The 23442-nt window shown below is 51.7% G+C and carries 15 protein-coding genes; 8 read left to right on the top strand and 7 right to left on the bottom strand.

The genetic code is table 11. The features are described 5' to 3' along the window. Nucleotides 1-20: 20 nt before the first annotated feature. A complete protein-coding gene (locus BLP64_RS02170; protein WP_092591302.1) occupies nucleotides 21-1100 on the bottom strand; it encodes a CsiV family protein in 1080 nt (359 codons plus the stop codon). Beyond that, nucleotides 1097-4564 (bottom strand): transcription-repair coupling factor, encoded by a 3468-nt coding sequence (gene mfd / locus BLP64_RS02165; protein ID WP_092591300.1) that lies wholly within the window; start codon nucleotides 4562-4564, stop codon nucleotides 1097-1099. The genes BLP64_RS02170 and mfd overlap by 4 nt, the downstream gene beginning before the upstream one ends. A 116-nt stretch (nucleotides 4565-4680) precedes the next feature. On the opposite strand from mfd, the gene BLP64_RS02160 reads away from it, so the two are divergent. Genes BLP64_RS02160 through BLP64_RS02150 form a run of 3 tightly spaced genes read left to right on the top strand, consistent with a single transcriptional unit; the run spans nucleotide 4681 to nucleotide 7861 of the window. Beyond that, nucleotides 4681-5922 (top strand): lipoprotein-releasing ABC transporter permease subunit, encoded by a 1242-nt coding sequence (locus tag BLP64_RS02160; RefSeq protein ID WP_092591298.1) that lies wholly within the window; start codon nucleotides 4681-4683, stop codon nucleotides 5920-5922. A 29-nt stretch (nucleotides 5923-5951) separates the two neighbouring features. Continuing rightward, entirely contained in the window at nucleotides 5952-6635 is a 684-nt protein-coding gene (gene lolD / locus BLP64_RS02155; protein ID WP_407681259.1) for a lipoprotein-releasing ABC transporter ATP-binding protein LolD, read from the top strand. Further along, nucleotides 6632-7861: a lipoprotein-releasing ABC transporter permease subunit gene (locus BLP64_RS02150; RefSeq protein WP_092591294.1), complete on the top strand. Its 1230-nt coding sequence runs from the start codon at nucleotides 6632-6634 to the stop codon at nucleotides 7859-7861. Before lolD ends, BLP64_RS02150 begins: the two co-directional genes overlap by 4 nt. On the opposite strand, the gene BLP64_RS02145 is transcribed toward BLP64_RS02150, so the two are convergent. Next, the gene (locus tag BLP64_RS02145; protein WP_092591292.1) at nucleotides 7851-8411 is read right to left on the bottom strand and encodes a DUF2062 domain-containing protein; all 561 of its coding nucleotides are present in this window, start codon (nucleotides 8409-8411) and stop codon (nucleotides 7851-7853) included. The two genes, BLP64_RS02150 and BLP64_RS02145, sit on opposite strands and share 11 nt — an antisense overlap. Before the next feature lie 48 nt (nucleotides 8412-8459). Here BLP64_RS02145 and BLP64_RS02140 point away from each other — a divergent pair, with 48 nt between their 5' ends. The 5 genes from BLP64_RS02140 to kdsB are packed head-to-tail and all read left to right on the top strand — an operon-like array spanning nucleotide 8460 to nucleotide 14500. Further along, on the top strand, nucleotides 8460-10736 hold the full coding sequence (locus BLP64_RS02140; protein WP_092591290.1) for a DNA internalization-related competence protein ComEC/Rec2: 2277 nt from the start codon (nucleotides 8460-8462) through the stop codon (nucleotides 10734-10736). A gap of 57 nt (nucleotides 10737-10793) precedes the next feature. After that, nucleotides 10794-12566, top strand: coding sequence for a lipid A export permease/ATP-binding protein MsbA (msbA, locus tag BLP64_RS02135; protein WP_092591288.1), 1773 nt, complete (start codon nucleotides 10794-10796; stop codon nucleotides 12564-12566). Nucleotide 12567: 1 nt separating this feature from the next. After that, nucleotides 12568-13554, top strand: a complete 987-nt coding sequence (gene lpxK, locus BLP64_RS02130) for a tetraacyldisaccharide 4'-kinase (protein ID WP_176754885.1) — start codon at nucleotides 12568-12570, stop codon at nucleotides 13552-13554. Continuing rightward, on the top strand, nucleotides 13554-13751 hold the full coding sequence (locus BLP64_RS02125; RefSeq protein WP_092591284.1) for a Trm112 family protein: 198 nt from the start codon (nucleotides 13554-13556) through the stop codon (nucleotides 13749-13751). Before lpxK ends, BLP64_RS02125 begins: the two co-directional genes overlap by 1 nt. Continuing rightward, entirely contained in the window at nucleotides 13748-14500 is a 753-nt protein-coding gene (kdsB, locus tag BLP64_RS02120; protein ID WP_092591282.1) for a 3-deoxy-manno-octulosonate cytidylyltransferase, read from the top strand. The genes BLP64_RS02125 and kdsB overlap by 4 nt, the downstream gene beginning before the upstream one ends. On the opposite strand, the gene BLP64_RS02115 is transcribed toward kdsB, so the two are convergent. From BLP64_RS02115 to BLP64_RS02100, 4 genes are all read right to left on the bottom strand, one after another. Beyond that, a complete protein-coding gene (locus tag BLP64_RS02115; protein WP_092591280.1) occupies nucleotides 14478-17534 on the bottom strand; it encodes an efflux RND transporter permease subunit in 3057 nt (1018 codons plus the stop codon). The two genes, kdsB and BLP64_RS02115, sit on opposite strands and share 23 nt — an antisense overlap. Further along, nucleotides 17531-20767: an efflux RND transporter permease subunit gene (locus tag BLP64_RS02110; protein WP_092591278.1), complete on the bottom strand. Its 3237-nt coding sequence runs from the start codon at nucleotides 20765-20767 to the stop codon at nucleotides 17531-17533. Before BLP64_RS02110 ends, BLP64_RS02115 begins: the two co-directional genes overlap by 4 nt. Continuing rightward, complete coding sequence (locus BLP64_RS02105; protein WP_092591276.1) at nucleotides 20764-21852, bottom strand: efflux RND transporter periplasmic adaptor subunit; 1089 nt, start codon at nucleotides 21850-21852, stop codon at nucleotides 20764-20766. The genes BLP64_RS02110 and BLP64_RS02105 overlap by 4 nt, the downstream gene beginning before the upstream one ends. A 262-nt stretch (nucleotides 21853-22114) precedes the next feature. Then, nucleotides 22115-23398, bottom strand: coding sequence for a citrate synthase (locus BLP64_RS02100; protein WP_092591274.1), 1284 nt, complete (start codon nucleotides 23396-23398; stop codon nucleotides 22115-22117). Nucleotides 23399-23442 lie beyond the last annotated feature (44 nt).

Raw genomic sequence — 23442 nt, 5'->3', positions numbered from 1 at the left:
AAAAAAATTGTCGGGTCCTGTTAGCGACGTGCTGATAAATCCGTACGCCGAATTTGCACCACCAGTCCGAGTTTGGGGTGATCAAAATAATGGGTTTCATGACTAATCACACGGCGCAGCTGATTTAACCGGTAGCTGCGTAGAAACTCTGAGGTGACCTGATCCGTTTGCAGAGCGTGCTCAATTTGCCCGGTTAATTCCCGTTGATTGAAACGAACCTGTTGAGGCACTCGCAACTCAAGGTCGGTATCAATATGCAGGTAGTTCCCGACCAAATAGATATGCAATAAGCCGTCCAACTCCCACACTGCTTGCTGCAGCGCTTCGCTTTCCTGTTCAGTTAAAAAGGGCGGGGGGTTCGGTGTGCCATGGTCACGGTAACTGAGTTGTAACTGCTGGTTCGAAAGTTGTTCGAACAGCTCCTGCAATTCAGCGAATAACTGTGCTTCGCCTTGGTAGGCGGTAGGTTCTTCGGTTTCTGCTAGCGGAATAGGGTAGCCGTTGGGTAAAAACTCATGGCCAAAGTTGCGCCCGCCGAATAAGCGAATGGTCTGCCCTTGGTTGCGATTAAAGACCGGCAGCCGGTAGCTTAGGTGAAGCAATGGGGTGCCGACTTGGCGACGAATGAGTTGTTGCCGGAAATCGTTGAATTCATGATTGTCACGGGGCATTAAAAACGGGCTAAAGCTAGTGCGCATGTCCCCACCACGGCCATCGACAATGGTGGTGGGGGCCGTTTGATAGCGGTTGAGCATTTGCTCGGGTTGGTACCAAGGCGGAGCAAATGGATCGATTTCATGGGCGTGGGCGCAAAGGACTTGCAGTGCGAACGAGCCTTCTTGCGGCTCAGGGCAAACTGGTAGCCCATTGAGGTAACCAAAAAAGTTGGGCACGTAGTGCGGGCTTAATAAGTCAACCGCTGGCGTGAACTGTCGCGGAGCGTGCCACGGGAATGACTCCAGTTCACGGTTCGCGTGATGTTTGAAGACCATAACTTCCACTTCAAACCAGCGCCAGTCAGCGGGTGATTCTTGCGCTGCCAAGGGTCCGCTTAGCAGCACAGCGAAAAGCATTGCTCCAGTTCGTAACCAACGAATCATAGTTGTCCTCGACCAAATTCTTCCAGTAATGACTCTACCAGTTTCAAACGTTCTTGAGTATCGTCAATTTTACGAAGAACACGTAAACGCATGGGGCCATCAATGCGGTACTCTTGCGGGGCTTGCTGAATCAACTGAATCAAGTAGGCCGGCGATACCGCATTATTTTCAGCAAATTCGATGGTGATGCCTTGTGGGCCGCCATCAATTTTACGAATGCCCAATTGTTGCGCCTGCTGGCGGATTTCAGCCACGCGGATCAGGTTTTTGACCGGTTCTGGCAATAAGCCAAAGCGATCAATCAATTCCACTTGGATATCATCCAAGGTCTCGTTCTCGCTACGGCTGGCAATGCGCTTGTAAAAGCTTAAGCGAGTGTTGACGTCGGCAATGTACGTATCTGGCAACAACGCCGGGATTCGTAAATCCACATCGGTTTGCTCGGCCAATAGGTGATCCAACGAAGGCTCTTTGCCTTCCCGCAACGCCGTCACCGCCTGTTCCAGCATTTCCATATACAAGGTGAAACCGATGGTTTCGATTTGCCCACTTTGCACATCGCCTAAGAGTTCGCCTGCGCCACGGATTTCAAGGTCGTGGGTGGCCAACATAAAGCCTGCGCCTAAATCTTCTAATTGTGAAATGGCATCCAAACGTTTCAAGGCATCTTTGGTCATGCGCTTAGGCGACGGAGTGAGCAAATAGGCATAGGCTTGGTGATGAGAACGACCGACTCGCCCCCGTAATTGGTGTAATTGTGCCAGTCCGAGCTTGTCCGCGCGATCCATAATAATGGTATTGGCGGTAGGAATATCAATGCCGGTTTCAACAATGGTGGTACACACCAACACGTTAAAGCGTTGATGGTAAAAATCCGACATAATGCGTTCCAGTTCACGCTCACGCATTTGGCCATGGGCCACAGTAATGCGAGCTTCAGGAACCAGAGCTGCGAGCTCGTCGGCAGTTTTTTCAATGGTTTCGACGTTGTTGTGTAAGAAATACACTTGCCCGCCCCGCAGAATTTCACGCAGCACGGCTTCTCGTACGGTGAGCTCGTCATATTCACGAACAAAGGTTTTCACTGCTAAGCGCTTGGCCGGTGGAGTGGCGATAATGGAGAGATCGCGGACACCATGCATGGCCATATTCAAGGTACGCGGAATTGGCGTGGCGGTGAGCGTTAAAATATCCACATCGGCCCGCAGACGTTTGATGGCTTCTTTTTGGCGCACCCCAAAGCGGTGTTCTTCGTCCACAATCAGTAAGCCTAAATCATGGAACTGCACATCGGGGCTTAACAGCTTGTGGGTGCCAATCACTAAATCAATTTTGCCTTCGGCTAAATCAGCTAACACTTGTTGGGTTTGTTTGGCGGTTTTAAACCGCGACAATACTTCTACCCGAATCGGCCAGTCGGCAAAGCGGTCTTTAAAGTTATCATAGTGCTGCTGTGCCAACAGGGTGGTGGGAACCAGCACAGCCACTTGTTTGTTGTCATTGACCGCAACAAAGGCGGCACGCATGGCGACCTCGGTTTTACCAAAGCCCACATCCCCACACACCAAGCGGTCCATGGCACGGTCACTTTGCATGTCGTTGAGCACGGCCATAATGGCCACCGCTTGGTCTTCGGTCTCTTCAAACGGGAAGCTATTGGCGAATCGCTGATAATCGGTTTCATCCAATTTGAACGGATGGCCCGGCTTGGCTTCACGACGGGCATAAATTTCTAGCAACTCGGCGGCCACATCACGGATTTTTTCAGCGGCTTTGCGTTTGGCTTTTTCCCACTGATCGCTGCCTAATTTGTGTAACGGAGCGCTGGCTTCTTCGCCGCCGCTGTAGCGACTAAGCAAGTGCAAAGAGGCCACGGGCACATAAAGCTTGCTGTTATTGGCATATTCAATGGTCACGAATTCAGTCGTGATGCCGCCTGCGGGCAGGGTTTGCAACCCTTGGTAGCGTCCCACCCCATGTTCTAAATGCACCACGGGTTGGCCAATTCGCAGTTCGGCCAGGTTGCGCACCATGTTCTCGGCATTCACCGTGGCTTTTTGATCACGGCGCCGGCGCTGCACAATACGTTGGCCCAATAATTCGGTTTCGGTGATCACCAACAGTTGCTCGTCGGTCAGTAAAAACGAATTGCCAATGGGGCCAATGGCGATGGCCACGTCAAGGTTTTGGGTGCGCGCGTCTTGGAAGTGTTCGACCGGGGTAAGGCCCAATTGCAGAGGGCTCAATAACTCACGCAGTGATTCGCGCCGACCGGCCGACTCCACCATAAAAATAATACGCTGGTAATCGTCGCGGGTTAACCGTTCTGCCAGTTTTTCGAGCGGGTTTTTCAGCTGATGATTGACTGCAATTTCACCCACCGCAGCGGTGCCAAAAGGGGTGGCTCCCGGTTGCGGTTTATCGGCTGGAACCAGCGCACGAATGCGTGGCAAGGCTTTGAACCCGGCATGCACTTGGTCCACGCTTAAATACAGTTGCTGCGGCGTTAAAATGGGACGTTGTACGTCATAGCGGCGCTGCTCGTAGCGTTGATGAATGTCATGCCACAAATGATCCAAATGGGTTTGTAAGTCGCCCAAGGTGATCAGCAAGGTGTTGTCAGGCAGATAGTCAAACAAGCTGGCTGTTTGCTCAAAAAACAGGGGTAAATAGTACTCAATGCCCCCGGGGAACTGCTGATTGGACACTTGCATGTAGATCGATTCACGATCGTTGGACGCATCGAATTGCTCGCGATAATTCACCCGAAACCGTTCGATGGCGGTTGGGTCGGTGGGGAATTCATGGGCCGGTAGTAAGTCAATGGCATCCACCACGCCCGCGGAAAGTTGGGTGTCGGCATCAAACACGCGGATAGAGTCGATTTCGTCATCGAAAAAATCAATGCGATAAGGCTGCTCACTGCCCATAGGGTAGAGGTCCAACAGCGAGCCGCGCACGCAAAACTCACCATGTTCCATCACTTGCGCTACATGGCGATAGCCCGCGCGCTCTAAGCGCTGCCGCAGGCGATGAATATCGACGGTTTGTCCCGGTTGGATTTGAATGCTTTGCCCGGCAATATAATCCGTCGGTGCTAACCGGTGCAGCAGGGTGCTAAGGGAAACAATCACCCCACCTTTGGTTAAATCAGGCAGGCGTGTTAATACCCGTAGCCGCTCTGAAATAATGTCATGATGCGGCGAAAAACTATCGTAGGGCAAGGTTTCCCAGTCTGGGAACATCATGATCGGGTGCTGCTGCGGCTGTGCAAAATATTGCACTTCATGCTCCAAGCGCAAGGCAGTGGGCGTATCCGGCGCGACAATCACCACCGGGCCATCATGCTGGTCAATGGCCTGTGCAAGTGCCAACGCAATGCTGCTGCCGACCAGTTGTTGCCAAGTAATATCCTGCTGTGCCGACTTTGGAAGGGGCGGTGCAAAAGGAGACGCAAGGGTCATGAGTTACAAAATCTCTACTGCTGCAAAAAATAATGGGGGAGTATAACTGAAGTTGCAGCTTGGATCAGTGTTCAGTTTTCATTATGCTTGCAACGCATCTTATTTTAGGGATTCACATGTTTAAACCGGCCACACTTTTTTTAGGCTTACGATATAGCCGCGCGCGCTACGGGAATCGCTTTACGCGGTTTATCAATCGCATTGCACTCGTGGGCATTTTGATTGGCGTTGCAGCCTTAATTATTGTCAGTTCGGTGATGAATGGTTTCGAACACCAATTAAAACAACGTATTTTGGGCGTAGTGCCACAATTAACGGTGACCTCGGCGGCGCAAAATACCTTGGCGGATTGGCAGCCGTTGGCGACGCAGTTAGCGGCCAAGGTACCAAGCGTGGGGATTGTGCCGCAAGTGAGCAGTGCCGGCGTGGTGCAAAGCCAAGGCACGCTGCGGCCGGTGATGATCCAAGGGCTATTTCCCGAAGCTGCCGCTGCTGAGGTGCAGTGGGCGCCCCTGACCGAGAATCTATTGTATGGTGATATTGGGGCGCTACAGGCAGGCAGTTATCACGTGGTATTAGGGCAGGCGCTGGCGCAGCAATTAAATGTGTGGCCCGGTGATTCGCTGCGAATTATTGCGGCTGGAGGCGGGGTGTTTACCCCACTTGGGTTAATGCCCGCCCAACGGCAATTTACCGTGGTGGGCATTGTTGCCATGCAGTCCGAAGCTGATAACCATTTGTTGGTGATGCATGGCACCGATGCCGCGCGCTTGCTGCGGCTGCCCGCGGACCATGTGTCAGAACTGCGCTTTTATTTTGCTGACCCATTTGCCGCGTTAACGGCAGAAGCGCAAGTGCAACAGCTGTTGGGGGATGAGTACCGTACGGTAACGTGGCGTGAGCGCTACGGCGAGCTGTTCGATGCCGTTAGCATGGAAAAGCGCATGGTCGGGCTATTGTTGAGTCTGATTATTGCGGTGGCGGTGTTTAATGTGGTGTCGGCGTTGATGATGGTCATTCAAGATAAAGAGGCTGACATTGCGATTTTACAAACCATGGGGCTGCGACCACGCCAGTTATACGAAATGTTTTTGGTGCAGGGCGTGACTTGTGGCGTGATTGGCAGTTTAGGTGGGCTGGTGTTAGGCGTATTAGGCGCCCGTTACCTGAATGAGTTGATGGGGCTGCTGCAAATTAATTTAAGCTTTGCGGGGCAGAATGGTTTGCCCGTGCTGATGCAGCCGGGGCAAATTGCGCTGGTGGTGGGGCTGGCGTTGTTACTGACCCTGTTGGCAACCCTATATCCAGCGTGGCGCGCAAGCCGCGTGCTGCCAGCACAAATGTTACGTTACGAATAACCGCTGAATAACGGTAAGGAATCGAAGTCATGTTAATGGAATGTCGCCGCGTGTCACGTCGCTACCAAGATGGCGATCAGTATCTGGATGTGCTCAAGGATATTGATTTGCAGATTGCGGCCGGGGAAATGCTGGCCATTGTGGGCAGCTCAGGCTCGGGAAAAAGTACCTTATTGCATTGCATGGGCGGTTTGGATCGGCCAACTTCAGGCGAGATCATTTACCAAGGGCGTGCGATTCACCAATGGCATGCGAATCAATTGGCGGATTGGCGTAATCAAGAATTAGGATTTATTTATCAGTTTCACCACTTACTGCCGGAATTTACGGCGTTAGAAAACGTCGCCATGCCCTTGCTGATTGCTGGTAAGGCGGTGCCCGCAGCACAAGCACGGGCGCAACAGTTGTTGGAACGGGTTGGCTTAAGCCAGCGTCAGCACCATCGCCCTGCGGAATTATCGGGCGGCGAACGGCAACGGGTGGCGATTGCGCGTGCGTTGGCGAATCAGCCGCGACTGGTGTTGGCCGATGAACCCACCGGAAACTTAGATGACACCACGGCCGAACAAGTGGTTGATTTGTTAGTGGAGCTCAATCAGGAATTGGAAACGGCCTTTGTGATTGTCACCCATGATCAGGCCTTGGCTGCCAAATTGCCACGCACCTTGACCTTGCACCATGGCCAACTGCAGCCACGGGAGCCGGTGTTATGACCGCACCTTGGTCGCTGCTGTGGCAGTTAGCGCACCGATTTCGCAAAGGGCGGCAGCGTCATCATTTTATTTCGTTTATTTCTGCGTCATCGACGGTGGGAATCGCCTTAGGCTGCATGGTGTTTATTGCAGGATTAAGCGTGATGAACGGCTTTGAGAAAGTGTTGGCTGAACGCTTTTTAAGCTTGGTCCCACACGTAGAGTTTAGTGCAGTAACGCAGCAATTACGTGATCCGGATGAGATCATTGAGCGCAGTTTAGCGCACCCGAATGTGGTCAGCGCAAAACCTGTGATTCGAACTCAAGCGATGATTCAGCAGGGCACTCAATTTACTGGCATTCAAGTACACGGCATTGATTTGGACCAGCCCCAAGCCATTCAAGAGTACATGCCGGAAACGACCTGGCAGCAACTGCAAGGTGAGCCCTTGCAAGTGGTGTTGGGCAGTAAACTCGCCACCCAATTGCAGGTGGAAGTGGGGCAACACTTTGTGGTGTTGGTGGCGAAAAACGCTGATTTTCGTGAGCCGCAACGGATTCGCTTGCAGCTAGCCGGGACCTTTGAGTTTGGTGGCCAGGTGGATCATCAGTTTGCTTATGTGTCGCTCGCCACGGCTCAGCAAATGGTCGGCATTGATTCCGGCGTGACTGCCATCGAAGTGAGTTTGAATGACATTATGGCGGCGCAACGCGTGGCGGCTGAAGTCGGGCAGCAGCTGACTGATTATGTGTACTTGGACCATTGGATGCGTTCGCAAGGCCATTTGTATCAGGACATTCAGTTGGTGCGCTTGGTGATGTATCTGGTGTTGGTGCTCGTGCTGGCGGTGGCGTGCTTCAATATTATTTCGACGCTGGTGATGACGGTGCAAGAAAAACAACGTCAGATCGGTATTTTACGCACCATGGGCCTGCGGTCTCGCTATTTAATGCGGGTGTTCATGCTGCAAGGGCTGCAAAATGGCCTGATCGGCATTGGTATTGGTTGCCTGAGTGGCGTGCTGCTTACCTGGGCGCTGCCTGATGTGATGGGCTTGCTGCAATGGTTCAGCGGCGAGCCATTGCTAAATAGTGATGTGTACTTTATTGACCAAATTCCTGTCGCACTGCAATGGCGTGATGTGGTGACGGTCGCCGCGGTAGCATTAGTGCTGAGCTTGCTGGCGACCTTATACCCGGCTTGGCGAGCAGGGAAAATCGACGTAATTAACGCAATTAATGATTAGCGTCTGATCCGTGTTTGGCGCGCTGCTTGGCTTTTTCCAGCATGCGGCGCGTGCGTTCCCGCCAAGCATTCACCACCGCCTGACGCCACAGTAAACTAATCACAAAATACCCCACAATACTGCTGACCACCGCCATAATAAAACAGCCTAACAAGAACGCCGGCCCAATGGTGGTGATACTTTGGCCGAGCCATTGCCATGATAATTCAAAGGTAAATGTTTGCTCGGGCTGCCCCAGAATCCAGGTGCCTAACACGTAGCAGAGGTAAAAAATAACCGGCATGGTGATTGGGTTCGTCACCCAAACCATGGCCACGGATAAGGGTAAGTTGACGCGAAAGGGAATGGCTGCTGCCGCTGCTAATGCCATTTGAAACGGCACTGGAATAAAGGCACAAAACAGACCGACTGCAAAAGCACCTGCCGCTGAGCGACGATTGAGATGCCAAAGGTTTGCATCGTGCAATAACGAACCAAAAATCTTTAAGCTTTTGCTGTTTTTAATCGTTTCATGCTTGGGCATGATGCGTTGAATGAACTTACGTGGCATCTTTAATCCGTCGTTTCGAATTGAATCAATTAAACAGGTACAACGTCCATGGATCGGTGGTTGAGCGCAGCGCTAACAGGCTATGCTCTTACATTCTTTATGAGCCAGCCCATCCTACTCTTGCAGTGGAGCTTGGTGCTCGGTATCACGGGAATTATTGCTAGCAATTTGGCGCCATTATACCTGAATCGGGCGCTTATTGTGGGTGTATTGTGCGGCATCGTGTGGGGAAGTGGCAATAGTTATTTCCACCAGCTGGCGCAATTGCCTCCCGAACGATATGGCGTCACGCTACCCATTGAAGTGGCCGTGCAATCGATCACCCAAGTGGAGCAGCATTTTTGGCGCATTGAAGGCAAGCTTGTCGCGGTACGCGGGGAGCCACAACGTCCTGCGCCACGTGTGCGGTTAAATTGGTACCAACCACCGCCAGCACTCTCACCTCCTGCCGCAGGCACCCGTTGGCTGTTTGAAGCGCGCTTAAGAGCCCCACAAGGGGTGCGCAACGATGGCGGCTTCTTATACCATCGTTACTTGATCGGACAAGGAATTCAGGCACTGGGAACCATTCGTAGCGGGCAATGGTTAGCGGGGCAACCCACGTATCGCCAACGGCTGTTTGATCGCATGGCGCAGCTACTTCAAGAATCTCCACATGGTGGCATTTTGCAGGCGCTCACGCTGGGGGAACGACAACAGATCTCTCGCGAGCAGTGGATGATCTATCAGCGCACGGGATTGGCTCATCTGATTGCTATTTCTGGGCTCCATTTAAGTTTAGTTGCGGCCGGCGTGATTTGGTTGGGGCAACGGTTGGTGCGGCAGCGGGCATCTCATCGCAGCCGCCGGGAAACCATGAATAGCTGGTATTGGGCCACCTTGATTGCGTTAGTCGCAACGTTTTATTACGCGTCATTGGCTGGTTTCGCCACCGCGACCGTGCGTGCCTTTGCCATGTTTTCGGTGCTGTTGGTGCACAAGTATTATGCGGTTCATACGCCGCCCTCGCGGGTGCTGTTGCGCGCGGTGGCGGTGGTGGTGTTGGTGGAACCGATGGCTCCCTTGCAGGCGGGATTCTGGCTGTCGGTGGGGGCGGTTGCGACAATTTTAATGATGCATTGGCGCTGGCCGGTGATTCGGGGGAAGTGGGCGTGGCTGCGTTCATTATGGCGCTTGGAATGGGTGTTGACGCTCGCGTTATGGCCATTAACCGCCTTGTGGTTTGGCGGTGTGCCGGTGTTGGCCCCGCTGGTTAATTTAGTGGTGATTCCACTGGTTTCTTTTTGGGTGCTGCCGCTGGCGCTATTAGGAACGTTGGCACTGATAGTCACGGCAGAACCTTTAGCAGCGGTGTTATTGCACTGGGCCGAGCTACCACTAACGCTGCTCACTCCGTTGTTAACAACATTGGCCCATGCCCCTTGGCAATGGTTGCCAACCCATGTGAGCGGTGCTGGCGTTGGACTAAGCCTACTGCTACTGAGTTGGTTATGGCCGTGGCGGTGGCGATATAAGGTGGCGACGAGCATTGGCTTTGTGTTACTGCAACTGGTGAGTGTGGAGCTGCAACAGCGCGATGCTAGCGTTAAGTTGCACGTGTTGGATGTGGAACAGGGCAGTGCGATCGTGATTCAGCAGGGCCAAGAGGCTCTATTAATCGATACCGGCGCCAACTGGGCGTTGGGTGGCTCCATGGCCGAACGCGCCATTATTCCTTTTCTAGAACAGCATCGGCTAACACCAAAGATCGCCTTTGTGAGTCATCGTGACAACGATCACCTCGGGGGCTATACGCTATTGGCCGCTCGCTACCCGCACCTGCGGTGGTTTGGCAGCGGCACTGGCTTGCCGTGTACCGCAGGGCAAACAGGCCAATGGCGGCGGGTGAGTTGGCAGGTGTTGCACCCACGCCGCGTGACGGAGAACCGGCACAACGATGAATCCTGCGTGATTCGGCTACAAATTGGGGACGCCTCAGTGTTGGTGCCAGGCGACATCACGTATCGGGCCGAACGTCAGTTATTGGCGTATGTCGCGCCGGTCGCCAGCGATATCTTGGTATTGGCTCACCATGGCAGTAATAGCTCCAGTGAAGAAATATTTTTACGTGCGGTGCAGCCGCAATTGGCGCTGGCCAGCCGAGGGCGCAACAATGCGTATGGCATGGTGGCCGAACCGGTGAAAGAGCGCTTGCGACAGCTGCAAATTCCCTTACTTGATACGGCCTTGGGTGGGCAAATTACGGTGCGTTTTGAAGCCCAAGGATGGACCGTGGAACAGCCTTGGGCAGGGCGGGGTCGGCCATGGTTTGATGCGGATAACTAGCAACTCACTAGGCAAAGCGGTTAGAATGCAGCAATCGTTTCACTTGATAAGACTTGCATGAACGCTGAAATTCTTTCTGAAAACTTAACAGAAGCCCAAAAGAAACGGACATTTCGTCGCTTATTAGGGTATATCAAGCCGTATCGAACTGCGTTTATTTTCTCGATTTTTGCCATGATCGGGTACGCAGCCGTGGATACTTTTTTCTTTTCACAAATTGAGACGCTCATTGATGAGGGACTCACCCAGCAAAACTCCCAGATTCTGGTGTATGGCGCTATTTTTGTGCCGCTGGTGTTTATTGCGCGGGGAACCTTTAACTTTGTCTCGACCTACCTATTGAACTGGGTGGGCTTCCGAGTGATCACCACGCTGCGACAGCAATTGTTTGACCACATGATGAAGTTGCCGGTGTCCTTCCATGATCGACACTCCACCGGTGATTTGCTGTCTAAAATTACCTACACCACTCAGCAGGTGGCAGAAGCGAGTTCGCGTGCCATTTTAGTGCTGATTCGTGAAGGCGCCTTTGTGATCGGGTTGTTGGGCCTGATGTTCTACATTAGCTGGCAGCTTTCGTTGGTGTTCTTGGTGGTGGGGCCGTTGATTGCCAAAATCGTGTCGGTGGTCTCTAAGCGTTTCCGCCAAGTCTCGCGCCGGATTCAGACCGCGATGGGCAATGTGACGACCACTGCTGAACAAATGCTGAATGGTCATAAAGTGGTGGTGATGTACGAAGGGCAAGAGCGTGAATCACAGCGCTTCCGGGATACTAACGACGTCACCCGCAATCAGAATATGAAGCTCATTAATGCACAAACCGTGAGCACCTCGCTGATTCAGTTGATTGCATCCTTTAGTTTGTCGATGGTGTTGATTTTGGCCAGTTATCCAGAAATGCTGGAAAAACTGTCGGCAGGGGCATTTACCACCTTATTGACCTCGATGATCATGTTATTGCGGCCGTTGAAGCAGTTAACCACGGTGAACAGTGATTTTCAGCGGGGTATTGCTGCCGCACAGAGTATTTTTGAAGTGTTGGACGAAGCTGCGGAGCCGAATCAAGGCAAGCACGAAGTGGACCGAGTGAAAGGGCATATTCGCTTTGAAAATGTTACCTTTACCTACGCTGAAGCTGAAACGCCGGCCTTGGATCAGGTTAGTTTTGATGTACAACCGGGGCGGGTATTGGCACTGGTTGGGCGTTCGGGGAGTGGTAAGTCCACCATTTCTAACCTATTGACGCGGTTTTACGCTCCACAAGGTGGCAAAATTTATTTGGATGACGTGGATATTTACGACTATCGGTTGAAGTGTTTGCGTCGTCAGTTTGCGCTGGTGTCACAGCATGTCACGTTATTTAACGATACCATTGCTAACAATATTACCTATGGCGCCCGTGGCGAAATTTCGCCGGAACGGATTCGTGAAGTGGCGGAGCAAGCGTTTATTACTGAGTTCACCGATAACTTGCCGTTGGGGCTCGACACCATGGTGGGTGAGAACGGGGTGATGCTGTCCGGTGGGCAGCGCCAACGGATCGCAATTGCTCGAGCATTATTGCGCGATGCGCCCATTTTGATTCTGGATGAAGCAACTTCTGCGTTGGATACCGAATCGGAACGTCATATTCAGAAAGCCCTCAGCCGCTTACAGAAAAACCGTACTTCGATTGTTATTGCGCATCGGTTATCCACCATTGAAAATGCCGATGAAATCTTAGTGATGGAAGATGGCAAAGTGCTGGAACGGGGTGATCACGAAACCTTATTGGCGAAGCAAGGCGCCTACTGTCAGCTTTATCGCCTGCAATTTGGTGGTGCTGAGTAAGATGGCGTTACAGCGCGCATGGTATCGCCCCAAACTGTCAGCGTGGCTGTTGTTGTTACTGCCACTGCAGGCGTTGTTTGTGGGTGTGAGCCAGTGCCGCCGTTGGTGTTATCAATGGGGATGGTGCGCGCGCTATCGGGCTCCCGTGCCGGTGATTGTAGTGGGCAATATTAGTGTAGGCGGCACCGGGAAAACACCGGTGACTGAAGCCTTGGTCCAGTGGCTGAAGCAACAGGGCTATCGGCCTGCCATTATTTCACGTGGCTATGGGGCCAGTGGCCCGTTCCCGCAATTAGTGACTGCCCAGTCGGTCCCCCAAGCGGTGGGGGATGAACCCAAATTGCTGGCGCAGCGAACGCAGGTGCCGGTAGCGGTGAGCCCGAATCGGCAACATGCCATTGAACTCATTCTGCAACACTTTCCGGACACCAATCTGATCTTAAGTGATGATGGTTTACAACACGAACCGTTGCATCGTGATTTAGAAATTGCGGTGGTAGATGGTGAACGCGGTGTGGGCAACGGTTGGCGGTTACCCATGGGGCCACTGCGTGACCCAGTGCAGCGTTTGCAGCAGGTGGATTTGGTGGTGCAAAATGGCGGTGAGCAGGCGCGCTTTGGGCACCGTTTCACGTTACAACCCAATGATTGGCGCCGTGTGTTGGATGACGAACCGGTGGCGATGCCGACCGGGCGCGCCATTGCCGTGGCCGGCATAGGGTACCCGCAGCGGTTTTTTAGCACCCTGCAACAGCTCTCAATGACCTTGGTCGAATGTCGTGCTTTTGCCGACCATCACCCGTATACGGCCGCTGATTTTGCAGGTTTTGATCCAGCATTGCCGGTAGTGATGACTGAAAAAGATGCGGCTAAATGCCGAGAATTTGCCCAAGAAAATTGGTATTACTTAAGTGTCACGGCAACCTTTGAGGATGCTTTTTGGCACCAATTTAGCCAGCACTTAAGCCGAATGACACAGGAGACTTGATGATGGTCGACGAAAAAACATTAGCTATTTTGGCATGCCCTTTGTGCAAGGGAAAACTCATTTGGGTGGCAGAACAACAAGCGTTGATTTGTCGTGGTGATCGGTTAGCTTACCCGGTGCAACAAGGCATTCCCATGCTCCTGAGTCATGAAGCGCGGGAACTGAGTTTAGCGGAACTTGAGCAACTGCCATCATGAATTATACCGTCATTATTCCAGCGCGCTATGCGTCCCAGCGCTTACCTGGAAAGCCTTTGGCAATGATTGGCACCAAGCCAATGATTCAACGGGTTTATGAGCGGGCGCTGGCAGCCGGTGCACGAGCGGTGATTGTTGCCACCGATGATCCACGCATTGTCACGGCGGTGCATGAATTTGGTGGGCAAGCCATGTTGACGTCAGCGGACCATCAATCGGGAACCGAGCGGTTGGCGGAAGTGATTGAGCAGTTACAGCTTGCCGATGATGAAGTGGTCGTGAACGTGCAAGGTGACGAACCTTTTATTCCCCCCGCGATTATTCGCCAAGTGGCGGAAAACTTGGCCAGCCAACAGCAGGCGGGCATGGCAACGCTGGCAGTGCCACTCACCGAGTTGGCAGAAATTTTAAGCCCGCATGCGGTGAAAGTTGTGACAGATCAGCAAGGCTATGCACTCTATTTTAGCCGTGCGCCAATTCCGTATGAACGAGATGGAATGGCGGAGAACCGCTTAGGCGCTCTGGCAAATTATCAACGTCATATTGGCATTTATGCGTATCGTGCCGGCTTTATTCGCCGTTATGTGGAGTGGCCCGCCAGTCCGCTTGAGCACATTGAATCGTTGGAGCAGTTACGGGTGTTGTGGCACGGTGAAAAAATCCATGTCGCCACCGCGCTGGAAGCGCCGCCGGCTGGCGTGGATACACCAGCCGACTTAGCACGGGCTAACCAGGCAGTAACCGATTAACCTGTTGTTGCGCATGCTGGATTAACCGTTGCCAGCGTGCGCGCAGCCCCAGTAAGCGGGCGTACACATAAGGCACCAGGAACAAACTGGTGATGGTGGAAAACAGTAATCCACCAATGATCGCAATCGCCATGGGGGTGTAGGACGGGCCATCGCCGCCAAATTGAGTATTGCCCACGGCCAATGGAATCAACCCTGCCACTGTGGTCGCAACCGTCATCAAAATAGGGCGGAAACGGTTTAAACTGCCTTCGATAATGGCATCATTGAGCGCCATGCCTTCTTGGCGCAGTTGATTGATCCTATCCACCATCACAATGCCATTGTTCACCACAATTCCCATCAGAATCAAAATGCCAATCATGGCCATAATGCCCATGGACTCTCCCATGAGCATTAAGGTCCAGAACACCCCCACAATGGAATACACCAGCGAGGTGATAATGGCGGTTGGCAAAATCAGCGATTCAAACAGGGCTGCCATAACAATGTAGATGAGCGCCACTGCTAACAACGAGTTCATGAGCATGACGTTCTCATTATCTCGCTGCCGCTGAAAACTGCCGTCTAAGCTCCACATGTAACCCGCTGGGAGTTCCAACTGGCTTAATACTGCGGTGATTTGCTCGCGCGCTGCCCCTAAGGTTAGCTCATTCAAATTGGCATTGATTTGCAGGGCGGTCCGGCGGTCAATACGGCGAATTTGTGATTGCTGCGGTTGCTTCACCAAGGTAGCAATATCTTGCAACCGTACGACTTTGTGCTCGAGTTGGGTCACGGGCAGTTGATAAAGTGCGGCCAGTGAATATTCCAGTTCCCGATCAAAAGCGACGCGTAATTCTATTTCACCATTGGGATCACCGCGATAGGAACGTAGCCGCTGACCTCGTAAAGCCGTAGCAACGGTGCGGGCCACATCAGCCGAGCTGAGACCAAAATGGTACGCACGTTCCCGATCAACATGAATCACCAGCTCAAATTGACCGGCTTCAAGCTCCGTTTGCACGTCGGTAAGCCCGTTAATTTGACTCAATACTGGAACCATTTGCTGAGCTAAGCGTTGGAGTACGTCGGTGGATTGACCGCTTAAAGTAACTTGGACGCCGTCCCGCCCGCCGCCAAAACCAAACTTAGGATTACTGCGTAACATGGTGGGGAGATCAGCGCGAATTCGTTGCATGAGTTCGGTGGTTTTCTCTGGTAAATCATCTTTTAGCAACAGCGTCGATATGGCGTAGTTGGACGTGTAATAGCTGTAGACCGAGTCAATATGGAAATTATCCTTATTGGCATACAGGTAAGTTTCCAGCTGGTTCACTTCGTCAGCCACTTCTGGCAAGGTGTATTGGGAATTAATTTGGTAATTCAAATACAGCCGATTCCCAAAATCTTGGCCTTCGCCATCCCCCGAAATGGCTCCTAGTGGAACTGCGATGCTAACCAACAGTACCAAGGCAATGGTTCCCGTCCAGCCAGGGTGGTTCAGGGTCCACTGCAGGGCCTTTCGATAGCGAGGAAACTGCTGGTAATCACCCGGTTTGCTTGCATTCAGTTTGGGCAACTTGGTAATCAGCAACGGCACCAAGGTTTGCGACAGTAACAAGGAGGCAAACAAGGAAATACAAATGGATACCGCGGTATGTTCCAAGAAGATGGTCAAATCGGTTTGTTGACCAAAAATATTCGGCAGGAACACGATTGCGGTGGTCACGGTGCCGGTGATCACCGCCAATGACACTTGTCCAACACCGCGGATGGTTGCCTGCTCTGGGGTGGCTCCTTGTTCACGTTCGAACAAAATGCTTTCGGTCATGACCACCGCGTTATCAATGAGCATGCCTACTGCCAGCATCAGGCCCATCAGCGACAAAATATTCAATGAATAGCCGAGAAAATACATGCCGCCCAAGGCGATACAAATGGCGATGGGAACACTGAGCACTATCACCAAGGTGGTGACGATATCTCGCAGAAATAGGAACAGTATGATGAATGAAAGCAGCGCACCGACTAAGCCGGCGTTCACCAAGTCACTGAGTGATGAGGTCACCCCTTTGGCCGTATCGTCCATAATGAACAAATGAATGCCGTTAAATTGCGGGTCTTGACGGATTTCTTCAATCACTTTCATGACTCTGGTCGACACTTCGACTAAATTGGCATTAGATTCTTTAAAGATTTCCATGCCAATGGCATAACTTTGATCGAGGTGCCGTGCATCGGTTTTACGAGGCATTTCCCGTGAAATATCCGCAATATCGCGCAGCTTTAAGCCAGGACGGATCGGGAGCTCCCCAATTTCGTATTCCGAACGGAACTCACCAACTGGATTCACCAAAATCCGTTCATGCTCATTTTCTAAATAGCCGGCGGTGAGCGAAAAGTTTGCTTGTTGCAGGGCGGCAGTGACCTGGGCGGGATCAAGTTGATTGGCCAACAGCACATCACGATTCAGCCGAATCACAATGTGTTGGGGCTCCACGCCATACAGGGTCACGCGTGAGACCCCGTCGACTCGCTCAATGGGTTTGCGTAAGCTGCGATCGAGCAGATCGTAGGCGTTGGTTAAATCACGCTGACTACTAATCCGCAACTGAAAGACGGGCATGTCTTCGGTGTTAAATTGAAAAACTACCACCCGGCCGGCATCTGCTGGTAACAGGTGCTTGATGGCATCAACTTTTTCCCGAGCATCTACTGTTTTGGTGCGGATATCTTGCCCCCACTCAAACTCTAGCAGGACTTGTCCCATTTCCGAAGTGGAGGTAGAACGCATGCGACTGACGTTGCTGAGCGTGGCCAGAGCCTCTTCCAAGGGGCGAGTAATGAGCCGTTCAATTTCCACGGGGGTGGAGTTGGGGTAGCTCACTTGAACCACAATTTGTGGAATATCAACGCCGGGAAATTTTTCCAGCGGGAGTAAGCGGGAGCTGATGGCTCCCAGCAAAATCATTGATAAAAATAACATGCACGTGGTCACAGGGCGCCGAAGAGCCCAGCGAGCGAGTGCTGAACCTAATTCTGCGGCGGTCATGATTGCTGCTCCTGTGCCATTTGCTTATGAGTGACTTGCTTCCGATCAATGAGTAAGTACAAGCAGGGGATAAACAGCAGCGTTAACAAGGTTGAAAAGAATAACCCGGCAATCACGCTAATCGCCATGGGCGCTCTTACTTCTGCGCCTTCACCTAAGCCCAACGCCAAGGGAAGCAACCCGAGAACCGTGGTGAGCATGGTCATCATGATGGGCCGTAGGCGATGGTTCGCGGCGTTGACAATCGCTTGATAGCGGTCGTGCCCCTCGTGGCGCAACTGATTAATGCGGTCGACTAAGACAATGGCGTTATTTACTACAATACCGGCCAGCATAATGAGCCCAATAAACACAATCACGCTGAGTTCTGTGCCAGCAAGGTACAAGCCCAAGATAGAGCCAGCCCCCGCTAAAGGGACGGTTAGCAGAATAAAAAACGGGTGGAGTAAGGACTCAAATTGTGAGGCCATGACTAGATACACTAAGAAAACCGCAAAAATCAGGGCGTATTGTAAGGAACGGAACGAACTTTCCATTTCTTCGTTTTGTCCGGCAATACGGGCGTTCACCGTGAGCGGTAAATTCATGCCATCGAGCAGTTGTTGAGCGTACTGGACGGCAACCCCCAAATCTCCCTCTGCTAAATTGGCTTCGACAACTGCCGTGCGCTGTTGGTTAATGCGGGTGATTTGGCTGGGCCCTAAAATAGGCTGAATTTCTGCGACGGCGAGCAGCGGAATTTCTCGTGCAGCGCCGGGATTAATAATGACCTGTTGGAGATCTTGAACAGAGTTTCTATCCGCCGATTGGCTGCGAACCAAAATATCAATTTTGCGATCGTCCAAGCTAAATTGGGTAGCCACTCGGCCGCCAATTTTGGTGGCTAACAGGTCGGAGACAGCCGCGCTGGTAAGCCCGTATTGGCTGAGTTTGGCGTGGTCAAAATGAATGGCTAATTCGGGCTGGCCATCCGTCATGTTGACGCGCACATCAGCAAAGTTAGGCTGCTGCTCCAACAGTTGGGCATAGTGCTGGGCGGCATGCTGGATCGACTCCAAATGATAGCCGACAAACTCCACCATGATTGGGCTGGCGAAATTAAACAGTTCAGGCGTGCCAAACTTAGCGGTGACTCCAGGCATTTTGGCGATGGCTTGGCGTAAGTGCTCTTGGACCAAAGCGGTATCGGTTGCACTGGCGGACTTCAGCACAATGTTGAGTCGGCCCCATTGGTTGCCGCTTTGCCCCGGCGCTGCATTCAGTAAGCTACCCGTACCAGCGACTGAATAGAAACGTTCGACCCGGTCAGCCAGCTCGGAATGATTGCTAATGACATGGCCTAGGGCTTGCAAGGTGCGGTCGGTTTCATCAATGGTGGCACCCGGTGGTAATTCTATTTCGGCATAGAACTCCCCTTGGGTCATCGTTGGCATCAACGACATGGGCAGCAAGGGGAGCAAGGCGTAGCAACCAAGCGCGCTGAGTAAAATGACGCTCAAGGTTATACGAGCGCGATTTAAAGCGCTGACCAATAGGCGGTGATAGGCTGCCGCAAAGCCTGCGTAGGCCCAATTAAACGCGGCTAACAGTGGGCGACTGATGGCGTTAAAGCCCCGTGCGATCAAACGGCTGAGCAACACCAGGAGGCTGACCACGCCGAGCGGTAACCAGCGAAATAGCAGGTACCCCGGGGTTTTCACCCAAAACCTCCAGCCTTTGGCATAAACAAAGGGTGTGATGGTTGTGTTGGCGGCTTTACGACGACAAGACAACATCGGAATGAGGGTTAAGGCGACAACCAAAGAGACCAACAGGGAAAAACTAACGGTCAGTGCTTGGTCGCGGAACAACTGGCCCGCAATGCCCTCGACAAACACCAGCGGAAAGAATACCGCAAGGGTGGTGAGGGTGGAGGCAGTGATGGCTCCGGCGACTTCTTTGGTGCCTTGTTCTGCAGCTTGTTCAATGGGTGCCTGGGTCTGATGACGGGCGATGTTTTCCAACACCACAATGGCGTTATCCACCAACATGCCCACGGCTAACGCAATGCCCCCCAAGGACATCATATTCAGGGTGACATTGTTGCCATACATGAGGTTAAAGGTGGCGATAATTGAAACTGGGATGGCAATACTAATGACAATGGTTGGCCAGACCCGCTGCAAAAATAGGTAAATGATGACCATGGCGAGCAACCCACCGGAAATAGCCGCACCTTTCACTTCATCAATGGCGGCACTGATAAATACCGCTTGATCGTATATGGGCTTCACCGTGTATTGCGCGGGCAGCAGTTCGGCCTGTTGCATGTGGTTTAGGTGTGCCTTGATTGCTTTGGACACTTGGACCGTGTTGGCATCGCCTTCTTTGTAAAGGGATAATTCCACGGCTTCCATATTGCCTACGCGGCTAATGGCGTTGCGTTCTTTATAACCGTCTTCAATGACCGCAACATCCCGTAAAAAGATAGGGCGGTCATTGCGCGTGGTGAGGTAGATATTGCGGATATCATCGAGATTTTGGAATTGATTCAGGGTTCGTACTAAATATTCCGAGCGTTCTGCTTCAATGCGCCCGCCAGATAAGTTGATATTCTCTTCCTGCAGCCGTTGGGTAATTAATGTCATTGGAATTTGTAAGGCGGCCGCTTGGCGTTCATTGACCAATACTTGAATTTCGTCTTCCAGGCCACCGCCTAAACGAACCGAGGCCACCCCTTCAATACTTTCTAGTTGACGCTTTAGCTCTTCTTCAGCGAAGGTTCGTAGCTGTTTCAAGGCGGCCGCGCTTTGGGCGCCATCTTGCCGACCGAAAGCGAGTCTAAACACCGGATCTTCACTGGGGTTGAAGCGCAGCAAAACTGGTTTATCAAGATCCAATGGTAAGTCGATCCAATCCAGCTTTTCCCGCACATCGAGGCTGGCCATATCCATGTCCGTGCCCCAGCTAAACTCCAGCAGCACATCACTTTGACCCGCACGAGAAATGGATTCGATGCGGCGGATTCCTTTCACCGTCCCTAAGATTTCTTCAATGGGTTTACTGACCAGCTGCTCCACTTCGCTGGGCGCACCGCCAGGATAATCCGTGCGCACGGTAAGCGTGGGGTAGGCCAAGTCTGGTAATAAGGTGACCGGAATGCGGGCGAGCGAGACAAAGCCGAATAGTAATACCGCAATGGTCAGCATCGAAATGGTGACGGGGCGGCGTACCGCCAGACTCACAATACTCATGACTGCTGCTCACTCTTCACAATTTCTACTGGGGCAGCATCTTTCAAGTTGGCTTGGCCATTGACCACAATGGTATCGCCGATTTTTAGCCCTGAAATAATCTCTAAATGGGTTTCATCGGCAAACCCAATTTGCACATCAACTTTATGCGCCACGTTATCGCTATCGATGGTAAAGACGCTGTGCTGGTTATCTAAGCTTTGCACGGCGTAGCGTGGAACGGTGACGGTCGCTTCGCGGGTGGCGTAGTTGAGATTGACGTGAGCGAACATGCCCGGTTTCAGCTGATTGTCTTCATTATCCACGTGCAGCACGACTTTGACGGTGCCAGAAGCAGTATCGATAACGGGACTAATGCGTGCCACCGTTGCTTGGATGACTTGATGGTCCAACGCACCGATTTTTAATTGTGCGGTTTGTCCCACTTGCACCCGTTGCAGCTCACGCTCTGGTAAGTACACATTGCCTTGAAGGCTTTGTGACGCAACGATATGAAAGAGTTTGTTCTGCTCATATTGGCGTACTAAGTTGCCGGGTTTGACATAGCGATGGGCCACATAGCCGCTAATGGGCGCGCGAATATTTGTTTCAGCTAAATTCAGAGCCGCCATGTCATAGCGCGCTTGCAATAGTTCCGCTTGAAACCGCAGTTTGTCGTAGGCATCAGCACTGATCATGTCCCGCTCTGCCATGTCTTTCACGCGACGCAGTTCTTGCTTAATGGAGTTCAGCTCCGCATTGGCTTGCGCCAGTTGAATTTGGTACTCGTCATCCCGCATATACGCAAGAATTTGGCCTGCTTCAACGTAATCGCCTTCTTCGACTAAAATCGTTTCAATAATCCCGGTCGCTTTACTGGTGACATCAGCTTCGTCACGGGCTTCAAGCGTGGCGGTGGTTTTAAAACTCGCGGTAATGGAGCCTGCTACAACTTGCTGAGTCGCCACTGGAATACGGGCCACGGACTCGGCCTGTGGTGATGGGGTTGGCGCCTGGATTGCGTCGGCGTTACTACAAGCACTCAGTGACAGACTGAGCAAGGTCGCAAGCGCAACGGCATGGAGGCGGTGAATAGTCTTCGTCATGGTCAAATCCTGGTTATCTCTGGTTGTTATTGGACTCGTTGAGTGTTTTAAACGACTCGAAAAAATGTTCTCACCAGAATGATAAGCAAGTTTTATGCCAGCACTTTATGATGGCTGCGATGCTTTGAATTATTTTATTTAAAATCAATTGCTTAATCTGTTATTTTGCGAGATTTTAAGAATAAAGAAAGAACGCTAGAAATAAAAAAAGCACTCCGAAGAGTGCTTTTTACTAATAATTAGTTTGTTTAACCAGTCACACTTAGCGACTTTTTAGTGGTTTAAACTCACGTTGTGTTTCACCGGTATATAACTGACGTGGACGACCAATCTTTTGGTTTTCCTCGCCTAACATTTCATGCCAGTGTGAAATCCAACCTACGGTGCGCGATAGCGCGAAAATCACTGTAAACATATTGGTTGGAATACCAATCGCTTTCAAAATGATTCCGGAGTAGAAGTCAACGTTTGGATACAGCTTCTTCTCAATGAAGTATGGGTCTTCCAGCGCAATGCGCTCGAGTTCCATCGCAATATCCAACAGTGGGTCATTGATGTTCAGCTCTTTTAATACTTCGTGAGCACTTTCACGCATGACCGTAGCACGTGGGTCAAAGTTCTTGTACACGCGGTGACCGAAGCCCATCAGACGGAACGGATCGTTCTTGTCTTTGGCTTTTTCGATGTACATTGGAATGTTTTCCACGCTACCGATTTCGCTCAACATGCGTAAACATGCTTCGTTAGCACCACCGTGAGCTGGTCCCCATAACGAGGCAACACCCGCTGCGATACACGCATAAGGGTTGGCACCGGATGAACCTGCTAAACGCACGGTTGAGGTTGAAGCGTTTTGTTCGTGGTCAGCGTGCAGAATGAAAATCCGATCCATTGCTTTAGCAATGGTTGGGCTGATTTTGTATTCTTCCGCTGGCACTGAAAACATCATATTGAGGAAGTTTTCAGAGTACGACAAATCATTGCGTGGATAAACAAAAGGTTGGCCAATGCTAAATTTGTAAGCCATTGCCGCAATGGTGGGCATTTTGGCAATCAAACGATAGGCACTGCGCAACCGTTGTTGTTCATCTGAAATATCTAAATCGTCATGGTAGAACGATGACAAAGCACCCGTTACGGCACATAACATGGCCATTGGGTGAGCATCACGACGGAACCCATTAAAGAAGTTATGCAGCCCTTGATGAATCATGGTGTGCTTCGTAATATTTTCTTTAAACTCAGCATACTGGGCTTGGGTTGGAGCTTCTCCGTGGAGCAGCATGTAACATACTTCGAGATAATCCGCATGCATCGCGAGCTGATCAATCGGATATCCCCGATGCAGAAGAACACCTTGCTCACCATCAATGTAGGTGATTTTTGATTCGCAAGCACCGGTGGCTAAAAAGCCTGGGTCGAAAGTGAAATAACCATGTTTACCTAAAGTACGCACGTCAACTACGTCATAGCCGGCTGTACCAGATAATACTGGCAATTCAATGGATTGGCCGTCAATCTGCAGGGTGGCTTTACGATCAGCCATAAGGAAATCTCCTTGTTTAAGTCTGCTTCATCACTAAGGGCGTT

The sequence above is a fragment of the Pseudidiomarina indica genome, from assembly GCF_900104245.1.
Classification (GTDB): domain Bacteria; phylum Pseudomonadota; class Gammaproteobacteria; order Enterobacterales; family Alteromonadaceae; genus Pseudidiomarina; species Pseudidiomarina indica.
Note: the sequence above shows the minus strand (reverse complement) of the source record. Positions and strands in the feature narration are given on the sequence as shown.